The organism is Thermoflexus sp. (genome assembly GCF_034432235.1).
Lineage (GTDB): Bacteria > Chloroflexota > Anaerolineae > Thermoflexales > Thermoflexaceae > Thermoflexus.
In genome coordinates this window covers 1-10,075 of the sequence record NZ_DAOUCJ010000014.1, presented here as the reverse complement: position 1 = coordinate 10,075, position 10,075 = coordinate 1, and the positions used below count along the sequence as shown (strand labels likewise).

Annotated in this window: 13 protein-coding genes; 12 read left to right on the top strand and 1 reads right to left on the bottom strand. The window is 67.9% G+C overall.

What is annotated here, in order from left to right; all coding sequences use genetic code 11:
• Nucleotides 1–403 precede the first annotated feature (403 nt).
• On the bottom strand, nt 404–1,033 hold the full coding sequence (locus VAE54_RS01995; protein WP_322800256.1) for a sigma factor: 630 nt from the start codon (nt 1,031–1,033) through the stop codon (nt 404–406).
• Between the two features lie 200 nt (nt 1,034–1,233).
• On the opposite strand from VAE54_RS01995, the gene VAE54_RS01990 reads away from it, so the two are divergent.
• From VAE54_RS01990 to VAE54_RS01935, 12 genes are all read left to right on the top strand, one after another.
• Nucleotides 1,234–1,536, top strand: a complete 303-nt coding sequence (locus VAE54_RS01990; RefSeq protein WP_322800255.1) for a hypothetical protein — start codon at nt 1,234–1,236, stop codon at nt 1,534–1,536.
• A gap of 21 nt (nt 1,537–1,557) precedes the next feature.
• A complete protein-coding gene (locus VAE54_RS01985; protein WP_322800254.1) occupies nt 1,558–1,857 on the top strand; it encodes a hypothetical protein in 300 nt (99 codons plus the stop codon).
• Between the two features lie 72 nt (nt 1,858–1,929).
• A complete protein-coding gene (locus VAE54_RS01980) occupies nt 1,930–2,253 on the top strand; it encodes a hypothetical protein (RefSeq protein ID WP_322800253.1) in 324 nt (107 codons plus the stop codon).
• Nucleotides 2,254–2,387: 134 nt separating this feature from the next.
• Nucleotides 2,388–3,464: a hypothetical protein gene (locus VAE54_RS01975; protein ID WP_322800252.1), complete on the top strand. Its 1,077-nt coding sequence runs from the start codon at nt 2,388–2,390 to the stop codon at nt 3,462–3,464.
• Nucleotides 3,461–4,492: a hypothetical protein gene (locus tag VAE54_RS01970; RefSeq protein ID WP_322800251.1), complete on the top strand. Its 1,032-nt coding sequence runs from the start codon at nt 3,461–3,463 to the stop codon at nt 4,490–4,492. Before VAE54_RS01975 ends, VAE54_RS01970 begins: the two co-directional genes overlap by 4 nt.
• A 109-nt stretch (nt 4,493–4,601) precedes the next feature.
• Nucleotides 4,602–5,927, top strand: a complete 1,326-nt coding sequence (locus VAE54_RS01965) for an ATPase, T2SS/T4P/T4SS family (RefSeq protein ID WP_322800250.1) — start codon at nt 4,602–4,604, stop codon at nt 5,925–5,927.
• 155 nt (nt 5,928–6,082) lie between these two features.
• Nucleotides 6,083–7,030 carry a hypothetical protein gene (locus VAE54_RS01960; RefSeq protein ID WP_322800249.1) on the top strand — a complete coding sequence of 316 codons (948 nt, stop codon included), beginning with the start codon at nt 6,083–6,085 and terminating at the stop codon, nt 7,028–7,030.
• A 70-nt stretch (nt 7,031–7,100) separates the two neighbouring features.
• A complete protein-coding gene (locus tag VAE54_RS01955) occupies nt 7,101–8,000 on the top strand; it encodes a hypothetical protein (protein WP_322800248.1) in 900 nt (299 codons plus the stop codon).
• A 165-nt stretch (nt 8,001–8,165) separates the two neighbouring features.
• The gene (locus VAE54_RS01950; RefSeq protein ID WP_322800247.1) at nt 8,166–8,360 is read left to right on the top strand and encodes a hypothetical protein; all 195 of its coding nucleotides are present in this window, start codon (nt 8,166–8,168) and stop codon (nt 8,358–8,360) included.
• 10 nt (nt 8,361–8,370) lie between these two features.
• The gene (locus VAE54_RS01945) at nt 8,371–8,736 is read left to right on the top strand and encodes a hypothetical protein (protein WP_322800246.1); all 366 of its coding nucleotides are present in this window, start codon (nt 8,371–8,373) and stop codon (nt 8,734–8,736) included.
• A 10-nt stretch (nt 8,737–8,746) separates the two neighbouring features.
• Nucleotides 8,747–9,154: a hypothetical protein gene (locus VAE54_RS01940; RefSeq protein ID WP_322800245.1), complete on the top strand. Its 408-nt coding sequence runs from the start codon at nt 8,747–8,749 to the stop codon at nt 9,152–9,154.
• Entirely contained in the window at nt 9,151–9,540 is a 390-nt protein-coding gene (locus VAE54_RS01935) for a hypothetical protein (RefSeq protein WP_322800244.1), read from the top strand. The genes VAE54_RS01940 and VAE54_RS01935 overlap by 4 nt, the downstream gene beginning before the upstream one ends.
• The last annotated feature ends 535 nt before the right edge of the window (nt 9,541–10,075 follow it).

Genomic DNA, 10,075 nt, shown 5'->3' with positions numbered 1-10,075 from the left:
AAGCGGCCGGGCGGAGGCGGCGCCGGCCATAGTCGTCATACGTGAGATACCACCACAGCTCCCGGATCAGGGTGCGGATCCCGCGCATCGGACACCTCCGGTGAAGATGGAATGCGCTCATCCGGATGATCGCCATGGGCAGGGGGCTCTTCCTTCGGGGGACGGTGGGGGAAAACCGCCCACCCGCCTCCCCATTCGAGCCGGGCGATGCCCTCCCAGACGGCCGGGTTCCGGCCGGCCCGGATCACCCCCACGGCACGTCCCCGAACCCCCCCACGGGCCGGTCGCCCCCTCGCCCCCTCCCCGAAACAGGGAGGGCGCGGGGAGCCGAGCCCGTGGGGCCCGGGATCCTCGGTCCCATCGGCGCGCATCCCGAGGGAGGGGCCACGCCCTCTTCCGCGCTTCAGCGCCTCGGGCCGCCGGGGGCCTGGAGGGGAGCAGGCCCCGGGGATCCGGAAGGCCCTCCGGGGGGAGCGGTCCCGTCCTCCAAGTCCTCCTCTCCCCACATCTGGCGCAGCCGGCTTAACCCCTCCTGCAACCACCGCTCCCCCTCCCCCCGCGGCAAGCCCAGCCGGCGCTCGATGACCGGAAGGGGATGCATCCGCCGGCCCTCCAGGCCATAGAAGCAGGCGATCACCTCAAAGGCCAGGGGGGATTCCGCTCTCAACCGGCTGAGCAGGGCGTCGAGCGTATGCCGGAGCTCGACGTCGTGGAGGGCATCCTCCTCCGCTTCCAGGTCATCCAGGCGCTCGTCGGAAAGGCCGCGCTCCAACCGGGCCGGGAGCTGGCGCTGGATCTCCCGTCTCAGGAAGAAGTCGAGGTGGGGGTAGAGGTAGGTGGTGAAACGGGCCCGCCGGGGATCCCAGCGATCCACCGCCTCGCAGGCCATCCGGAAGCCTTCCTGCAGCACATCCTCCCATTCCAGCCAGGGCGGCAGGTCCAGGGTGCGGATGACGCGGGCGGCGGCGCGTCCGACCAGCTGATGGATCCGATCGAAGTCCGCAAACGCCTGGCGCATCTTGGCGCGGGTCATGGGAACCGATCCTCCGGGATGGATTGGGGCGCGCTGGGAGCCGGGCTCGATGAGGGGATAGGGGTTTTCTCCACGCGCGTCCATAGCAATGATAGCAAATCCTGACCTTCAGAAACCCCAGCCCAAATGAAAAACGGGAAAAATGGGAAAAACCCTGGTGTCTATCATGTTGATGGAACCTGACGCTTCGGAGGGCCGACATGGGCCGAATCTATCAGGTGGATTATGAACGCGCTTTCTCCCTCTGTTCGGAGATGGAACGGGTTTTCGAGGCGATGGAAGGACAGGGGATCCAGCTCCACGGACTTCTGGAGTCGGTAGCGTCCCGCTGGCTTCCCCATGGGGCCATCGTCCGCGCATATGGGGAAGGGATGGACCGTCGGATCCGGGGATCGCTGAGCGAGAGCCGGGCCAGCATCGCCTCCCTCCGGCAGGCGTTGCTTTCCCTGAAAGCATTAGAGGAGGAACAGGCCCGACGGATGCGCTCCGCCCGCGCTCACTGAGCCCATTGATGGAGGTGCCCGATGTCGATCAGCCGCTTTGATTACGATGCGATGTTAGCCATCGCCCGGAGGATTGAACAGGGCGGTGTGGACCTCGAGGCCTACCTGGAGCAGGTCCAGGCAGCGGCCCGAGGGTTGGAGGAGCAATGCCGCTCGCCCTTCGCTGAGGCGCTGCAGGCCCGGAGCGCGGAGTGGGTTCGGGCGGGAACGGAGATCGCTCGCAGCCTGAAAGCGCTGGGGGTCGATCTGGCCCGCATCGTGGAGGCCCAGCGGACAGCGGAGGAGCAGGAGGGGGCGCGCTTCGCCCATCTTCCCCAATGAAGGGAGGAGGGCGGCTGAAGCCCCCGCTTGTGCGCTCCCTTTCTCATTCCAAACCTGAAATCGGAGGCAGCGATGAGCGTGGATCCGCGCGGTCTGGGGGGATGGCTGGTCCACGAACCGGAGGCGATCCAGAGTTACCGGCGCCTGCTGATGGATGAACGGCCGGAGCAGCTCCTGGCTGGCCTGACGGCGGCCATCCAGAGCGAGCTTCCGACGCTGTGGTCGGGGGAGGCGGCCCAGGGCTACCTCGAGGAGGCCGCGCGACGGCTGGAGGAGTTCCGGCGCTGGCTGGAGGCACGCCGACGGCTGGACGAACGGATCGGAGCGGGCGAGGCCCGGATCGCTGAGGCGATCGCGGAGGTCAGCCGGATGCTTCAGGCGCTGCCCGAGCCGTAAGCTGGAATGGGACGGGCCATCTGGATGCTGACCCAAGTTGGAAAGGGGCTGATCCGCTTTGAGCTGCTATGGGACGTGTGAGGCCCTAGGCCTCCAGCTACTTCCCGCGATATTCAGGAGGCAGAGGTAGGGGGATGGAAAACGGACATCGACTGCGGGTTCATCCCGAGGCAGTCCGCTCATATGCCCAGGCGTTGCGACAGTGGGCGGAACGATGGCTGGAGCTGGAACGGCAGGCGCAGATGGTGGGCCGCCAGCTATCGGAAACTGTGCGGGCGGTCCCCGGAGAGCAGTTCGGAGGGTCCTGGGCGGCCCAGACGCCCCGCCGGGCGCAGATCGCCGAGCGAAGCCTTGGGCTGGCCCAGGCCCTCGAAACCGGGATCGCCCGCCTGGATCAGGCTTTCCAGGAGGCCGCCCATGGGCTCTGGTCCCTCTCTGGGGCTCCCTCCGGGCCATTGCCTGACATCCCCCTGGCGGTGGATGCGAACGGGCGCCCGATCGCCAGTCAGTTTGAGATGCGCGTTGACGCGGAGATCCTGCGCCGGGCGGGCGTTTCCGAGGATCAGATCGCGCGGTTACAGGAGCCAGATGGGCGGATCCGGTGGTATGCCGCATGTGGGCCGGTGGCGCTGAGCGTGGCGTTACGGGCGCTGGGCCAGCCCGTAACGGCCCAGGAAGCGGTGGATCGGATGCTCGCAGAGCGGATGGCCGACAAGGGCTTCCGGGAGCGGATTCAGAACGATGTGGCATCCCGCCTGCAGAAGGGCCGGCGCGGCCTGGGCTTTTATACGGGGGAAGAAGATCTCAAAGCGATCGCTCGCTCCTATGGAACGGAAATGGAACGGGCACGCCTGCCGGATGGCCAGCGCGATCCAGAGGCGCTGTGGCGCGGCCTCCGGGAGCGCTTGGAACGCGGGGAACAGCTCATGATGCTGGTGCGGATCCAGGAGAGGCGGGGCGCCCATCCCGGGGACGGCAGGCTGGTTTCATATACCACCCCGGAGGATCCCAACACGGTTCCCCACTGGGTGACGCTGGGCGAGCTGGAAGAGGGAGCGGACGGCCGCTATGTCACCCTTTATAACCCCTATCAGAACACCCGGGAGCGTTACCGATGGGAGGAATTCGTGGCCAGCATCGACGGGCAGGCCCGTGGGGGGAGCTGGTGGGCACTGAGCGTTCGAAACCCGGAAACCGGAGGGATCCCATGAGCGGCGGGCGCGTTCGGCGGTGGGCATTCCTCATCCTGATGGGATGGGCCGGCTGCGGCTCGCCCCCGGCCCGCCTCACACCGGCAACGCCGGAGACCCCCGCCCCTATCCCGCCCACGGCCACGCCGACGAGAGCGGGGGTTCCCACTCCGACACGGACCCCGACGAAGCCGCCCCCTGCGACGGCCTCCCCGACCGCCCGGCCCACCGCTGCAAAGGCGCAGGCCTTTATGCCCCGCCCGTTCCCGGATGGCTTCCAGACGGAGGGGAACTGGATCGCGTTGGAGGTGGACACCTACCGGCAGGACGGGGAGCGGGAGCGTTCGGACCTGTGGTTCACGGATGGCCAGCGGTGGCTGGGGCCGATCCCGCTCCGGGAAGGAGAAGACAGGAGTCTTCAAAAAGCTTTCGGGCGGCGGCAGGGGGAATCGATCGAGCTGTGCGCGACGCTTGCGACCCGTTCGGTCTGCACCCCGGCCCCGCCCGGCATCTCCCTCGGCGCTCCGGAGCCGTCCTCCATCCGCGCGGAAGCGTGCCGCGATGGACAGGCCATCTGCACGATTGGGCCAGACGGCTCCACTCGGGAGTTCCCACTCCCGGCGGATCTCATCGAGGGCTGGCAAGCGCGGCCCCTCTGCGTTTCCCGGGACCGATGGGTGATTGTGGAAGTCTTCGAAAGGTTCAAAGAAGGAGAAGAGGGGGTGTCCCTGCCATCCAGGGTATATCGCCTGGACATGGCGAGGGGCATCTACGAGCTGGTCTCCGGAACCGAGGAGGCCCGAGCGGAGCGGATCAGGGCCTTTCAGCGCCAGGGGGTTCTCCCTGAGTGGATCTCCTGGGCTTATGACCCCCAGGAGCTGGAACCAGAGATGTGCTCGCCGGACACGCGCTTTTACCTGATGCGCTTCGGGGGTGGGATGGGGGGCAGCGAGGACTCGGCGTGGATCCTGCGCGTCGAGGATGGCGCCCTTTACCCGCTCCCCGGTCCGCAGGCCCAATGGGTCCGGCTGGAGCGGGGAGGCCGTTGAGCCGGGCGAAATCCGCATCCCGGGTCCTGCCCTCCGGGCGCTGGATCCCTTAATCTTTGATCACATCAGCTCAGCGGCGGCGGATGGAGCTTTCACGGGAGAAGTGCCCATGTTTCCAGAGCCCCATGTGGAAGCCATAGAAGGACAGGCCTTCACAAAGGAGGTGCTTCCCGCTCACGCCCTGGAAGAGATGCGGGCGCATCTGGCGCGGCTGACCGGAGGGAGGCCGGCACGGCCGGCCGATGCCCTGCGGGCGGCCCGGGAGCGGCTGGGCCCCTCGGTGGGCCCTGAGGTCCTGGCCCGAGCGGCCATGGAGCTGCTCGACTGGGGGGAGCTTTACGAGCTGCTCGCGGATCCCCGGGTGGAGGATATTGCCATCCAGCATCGCCGTTACATCTACGCCTTCCGGGGGGGCCGGTGGACGCGGCAGGGGGAGATCCAGGACCCCGACCGCCTGTGGGGTGGGATCCGCAGATTGTGTGAGGCCTTCGGCCTCCGGACCCCTAACGACATCAAGCCGGCGGCGGAGGGTGCCTTCTCCCTCGACTTCCCTGAGCCCATCGGCTTCCTCACCGTCCGCGTCTCCTGGAGTGAGCCGCCCATTGTCCCCTCCAGCTGTCTCACCCTCCGGCTCGCCCGACCCGGCCGGGCACCGGACCTGGAGCGCCTAATTGGGGAGGGCGTGCTGTCCCCAGAAGCCCGGGATTATCTGGTGGGCGTGCTGGACCGTAAGGGGACGCTTATCATCGCCGGGCCCACGGGCTGTGGGAAGACCACCCTGGCCCGGGCGCTGCTGCGGGTGGCCGCCCGCCGGTTCCGCCTGGTGGTCATTGAGGATTCCTATGAGCTGATGATCTTCTGGGACGGTCGCCCGGAGAGCGATCCGGGCAACGTGGTGCACAAGCTCACCCGCCCCAGGCTTCCCGGGGAGGACATCGTGCCGTTCACGGCCTTTGATCTCCTGGTGATGGCTCTGCGGGAGCGGCCGGACGGGATCGTGGTGGGGGAGGCCCGGGGCCCGGAGGCCTTCGAGATCCTGCGGGCAGCCAACACCGGCCACGGCCCCCAGGTGACCACCCTCCACACCGACAGCATCGAGCGGGTGTGGTCCCGGTATCTGCAGATGGCCCAGAGCCATCCGGAGGCCCGGGATCTGCCGATCCGGACGCTGGCGATGATGTTCGCAGAGGCGGTGACGGCTGTGGCGGTGCTGGCCTATCGAGAGGAAAGCGGGGGGATGCGCCGGTTTGTGGAGGCCATCGCCGAGGTGATGCCGGAGCTGGAAGGGGAAGGCGACCTCCCGGTTCTTCGGACCATCTTCTTCCGGGAGGATGGGCATCTGACCCCGGTTTCCCGACCGATCCGGCCCGGGTTCTCTGCCGAGGCGCTGGGGCTGGAACGCCTGCCCTGGCGGGGCGGCACCCACGTGTGGTGATCCAGCGACCGGAGCCCATGATCGCCTGGGTCCTCCTCCTGGGTGCCCTTGTGTTTTCCCCGCAGCTTCCACCGCTGGCGAAGGCCAGCGCGATCGGGGCCTTCCTGCTGTTGTCCCTTCGAAGGCAAAAGTAGCTAAGGGCTAAGGAGGGAAGGATGGAGGATGGGATCGCCATCCTGATCGGTGTGCTCGTGGGTGCCGGGGTGCTGGCGGCGATCGCCCGGCCCCGGGAGCAGTTGCTGGCCCTCCAGGGGTTCCGGGAGATCCGGGGTCGACTGGGGCTGGAAAGGACCCTGCGGACGGCGGGCATCGATATGCCGCCTTTTCTCTTCTTGCAGTTCGTCGCCCTGTGGGCGGCGGGAGGCTTCTTCCTGGGCCTGGTAGCCGGCCTGGGGCTGGTTTCCGCCGTTATGCTGGCGGTCTTCGGGGCGACGTTTTACTACATCCGGGCCCGGGAGCAGGCGGCGGAGCGGCGGCTCCGGCTGGCAATGGAGCTGATGGTGTTCCTGCGGGGAGTGGCCGGAGGGATGCGGGCCGGCCTTCCCCGGTCGGAGGCGGTGGCCCGGGCGAAGGAGCTCGCCGGGCCCCTGGCCCGGGAGGCCGTATCCGATCTGGAACGGCGGCTGGAGCGAGCGGGGGCCAGCCCCGAGGGACGGGAGGAGGCGATCTGGGCCTGGGCCCGCGATTATGGCCATCCGGTGGTGACCGCCGCCGCTCAGGTGCTGGGAGTGCTGGCCACCGGCGGGGCCGGGATCCAGGATCTGGTAGGAGCCGTCTCTGAGAGTCTGGATCGGATCCGGCGGATCCTGCAGGTGGCCCGGGCCCGGGGGCGGGGGATGCAGAACCAGATCTATATGATCATCGCAATGAGCGCCGGAGGACTGGTGCTCCTTTCGTCTGCCGCCCCTGAGTTTCGCGATCTTCTGCTGGCGAACCCCCTCAACCCGATCCTGGTGGTGGGAGGATGGTTCGGATCGTTGCTGGTTTCGGAATACATCATGGATCGCTATTTCTCGATGGAGGAGACCGTAGGCATTGCTCGGGGAAAGGCCGGGCTCATCCCCTTGGATCGTTATGGGAATCCCATCCTGCCAGAGGTGTAGCCCGGCGATCAGCGTCAAGATAGGGATATCGTAACGGGCGAACTTCGCATCGCCGATGCGGGAGGAGGAGATGGGCAGCGTGGAGCTGGCGATGGTGGTCGCAGCGGCACTCACCCTGGGAGGATTCTGGGCCGCCTTCCTGCGGCCTCGAATCCGGATCCGCCTGGAGGGCGCGGATCGAGATCCCCTGGATCGGGGGGTGATGCTGCCGGATTGGATGGCCCCCCTCTACCCCCTGTTCTGGCCCGTCCTGAGGACCCTGGACGAGGTCGGGGTGATGAAAGGAGATCTGGCGGAGCGGATCGCCCGCTCGGGCTATGCGCCTTACGCCACCATCTCAGCCGTATGGGCGGCAAGGCTGCGGGGGATGGCGCTGGGCCTGGCGGCGATGGTGATCGGCATGGGGCTGTTCGGGGCGCTATGGGAGACCCCCTTTCCCGGAGTGATCGCCGGGCTGGCGGTGGGGTTGTATGGGCTGACGGCCCCGGATCGGGAGATAGCGCGAGCGATCGCCGATCGGCGGCGCCGGTTCCGGGCCAATATGCTGCTGGTGGTGGCAACCGCCCGGGGCTTTCTCCGGGCGGGGCGGTCCTTCGATGAGGCCTTCTCCCGGGCAGCCCAGGGGGATGGGGTGTTCGCTAACTGGGTGCGGTTCCTCATCGCCCGGCACAACAGTGTGGGGCTGGCCGCCATCGAAGAAGGGCGGCGTCATACCCCAGATCCCCGGGACCCCTATGTGGTCCGTTTCCTGGATATGGCCCGGCTGGCATGGACGGGCGGTTCGGGGATGGACACCATCCTGGAGGGGATGGTGCAGGATCTGGCAGTGGATATGGAGCAAGGGATCTCCGAGATCGTTACCACAGTGGAGCCCCTGGTGCTGGGGGCAGGGATCCTGGCGATCGCCGGGTATGTGCTGGCGATCCTGATGCCGGTGTTCTTGGGCAGCGAGGCTTTCCTGGGGTTCTGAAGATCAGGCCTCCACAAGAGAGCGTCAGGGCCCCTTTCAGCAAGGATGCGGAAGATGCCCCGCCGAAAGGGGTTCCGAGAACGGAGGAAGGACACTCTGGCCGACTGGCATCCATGCCCAGCGGCATTCATTCGGCATCCTTAACTCCATACAGGGAGGTGTGCGATGTTCTCTGAGATCCGACGGTTCCTGCTGAACGAGGAGGGGGCTTCTCTGGTGGAGTTCGCGCTGCTCTTTCTGTTCATCGCCGTGGTGGCCGCGCTGGCCCTGCCCGGGGTGCGCCAGCGGATCCTGAACGCTTTCCGGATCGGCGGCCAGAAGATGGATGAGGCCACCGGCGCGGCCAGCGGCGGCGAGTGAGGGAGGGCCGATGGGACGCGGACGCCGTCGGCGGGACCAGCGGGGCCAGAGCCTGGTCTCCTTCGCCCTGGCCATGGTCCCCTTCTTCCTGTTGCTCCTCTATATGCTCTACGCGGGCGCCTATGCCATCCGGTGGACGGTTCGCTCCCGGGAGATGGCCGAGGCCGCCTTCCGGGCCTCCGCCTATCCCGGGACGACCTCCGGGGCGATCGTCTCGGCCATGGATCCGGCCCGGCGATCGCTGGAGGCCCGCGCCGACGAGGTCCGGGAGGCCGGCGGGCGCTTCTACGGCGTCCCGATCCGCTGGCGGGTGGCCCTGTCCCTGCTCTTCCGGAAGTGGCGGTTCTGGGACGGGCCGCCCGCGGGCTGGTGGTGAGGAGGCCGGGATGGGGCGGCCGAAGCGGACGCGGGGGGAGGCCCTCACGGAGCTGGCCCTGGCCCTGCCGGTCCTGGCCCTGATGTTCTGGGGGGTCCTGGGCCTGATGGAGCGGGGGCGGACGGCGGCGCTCGCGGTCTGGGCGGCGTATGCCTGCGCCTCCCAGGCCTCCCAGACCCCGGATGCGGCGCAAGGCTTGCGCCAGGGGGAGGCGGCGGCCCGGGCCGTCCTGGGGCGGCGCCTGGTGGACGTCACCGTCCAGCATGAGGGGACCTGGGGCGGCCGGGTGGTGTGCACGGTGATCGCCCGGCCGACCCTGTTCGTCCCCGCCCTTCCGTTCCTGGGGCGGGACGTCCGGGTCCGACAAGAGACCTATGTGGAGCGCTGGAAATCCGACTGGCGGGAGCTTTCGCCATGAGCCTCTTGCCGTTCCTGGCGCTTTACATCGCCATCGTCTTCGCCCCGCTGACGGCGGCGATCCGGGACCTGATGGTCCATCAGATCCGGATCGAGCGGACGCGGACGGTCCTGAACCTGGCCCTGCGGGATGGGGCGCAGGTGAGCGCCCCGGACGCGCAGGGGCATCTGGTCGGGGATCCCGCCGCGATGGAGGCCCGGGTGTGGGAGATCTGGGCCGGCGCCCGGATCCCGGGGGCGGTCCTGGAGGAGGTGTCCTGCGCGCCGGCGCCGCCGACATGTCGGGCCCGGGTTCGGGTGACCACCCGGGGGTTGCTGGGAACCCTCTCCGCCCACATCGCGGTGGAAGCAAACGTGCTGGAGGGGATCACTCGAGAGGGCCAGTGAAAGACTTCTTTTCTGTAAAGCGAACGGGCTGTCCCGCCACGTGGCCAGCACCCAACCCGCCCCACCTATGGCCACCGCGCGGGCGGAAGCGCTGATCAGAACTCCGGCCTCATCTGATCAGAGGATCCCTGGGCATGGACCTGGATGCCCATCTTCGCCAATCGAATGGACCCGAAGGGCCGGAGAATCGATCCGGATGCCTAGGCTGCCCCAGCGCAGCGACCCGCCCTGCGTCTGCGAGGCCCCGGTCCAGGATTTCACTCTCACCCTGATCCCAGCCCTGGAGGCTCCTGCCCTCCTGGTGCCAGGCGAAATCCTCTCCGTCTCCTGGCTCGGGGTCCTCAGAGGTTTTTCCCATTTTTCCCGTTTTTCATTTGGGCTGGGGTTTCTGAAGGTCAGGATTCGCTATCATTGCTATGGACGCGCGTGGAGAAAACCCCTTATCCCCTCATCGAGCCCGGCTCCCAGCGCGCCCCAATCCATCCCGGAGGATCGGTTCCCATGACCCGCGCCAAGATGCGCCAGGCGTTTGCGG

Coding starts and splice junctions, on each gene's coding strand:
- VAE54_RS01995 (WP_322800256.1), bottom strand. CDS start 1,033: ATGACCCGCGCCAAGATGCGCCAGGCGTTTGCGGACTTCGATCGGATC.
- VAE54_RS01990 (WP_322800255.1), top strand. CDS start 1,234: ATGGGCCGAATCTATCAGGTGGATTATGAACGCGCTTTCTCCCTCTGT.
- VAE54_RS01985 (WP_322800254.1), top strand. CDS start 1,558: ATGTCGATCAGCCGCTTTGATTACGATGCGATGTTAGCCATCGCCCGG.
- VAE54_RS01980 (WP_322800253.1), top strand. CDS start 1,930: ATGAGCGTGGATCCGCGCGGTCTGGGGGGATGGCTGGTCCACGAACCG.
- VAE54_RS01975 (WP_322800252.1), top strand. CDS start 2,388: ATGGAAAACGGACATCGACTGCGGGTTCATCCCGAGGCAGTCCGCTCA.
- VAE54_RS01970 (WP_322800251.1), top strand. CDS start 3,461: ATGAGCGGCGGGCGCGTTCGGCGGTGGGCATTCCTCATCCTGATGGGA.
- VAE54_RS01965 (WP_322800250.1), top strand. CDS start 4,602: ATGTTTCCAGAGCCCCATGTGGAAGCCATAGAAGGACAGGCCTTCACA.
- VAE54_RS01960 (WP_322800249.1), top strand. CDS start 6,083: ATGGAGGATGGGATCGCCATCCTGATCGGTGTGCTCGTGGGTGCCGGG.
- VAE54_RS01955 (WP_322800248.1), top strand. CDS start 7,101: ATGGGCAGCGTGGAGCTGGCGATGGTGGTCGCAGCGGCACTCACCCTG.
- VAE54_RS01950 (WP_322800247.1), top strand. CDS start 8,166: ATGTTCTCTGAGATCCGACGGTTCCTGCTGAACGAGGAGGGGGCTTCT.
- VAE54_RS01945 (WP_322800246.1), top strand. CDS start 8,371: ATGGGACGCGGACGCCGTCGGCGGGACCAGCGGGGCCAGAGCCTGGTC.
- VAE54_RS01940 (WP_322800245.1), top strand. CDS start 8,747: ATGGGGCGGCCGAAGCGGACGCGGGGGGAGGCCCTCACGGAGCTGGCC.
- VAE54_RS01935 (WP_322800244.1), top strand. CDS start 9,151: ATGAGCCTCTTGCCGTTCCTGGCGCTTTACATCGCCATCGTCTTCGCC.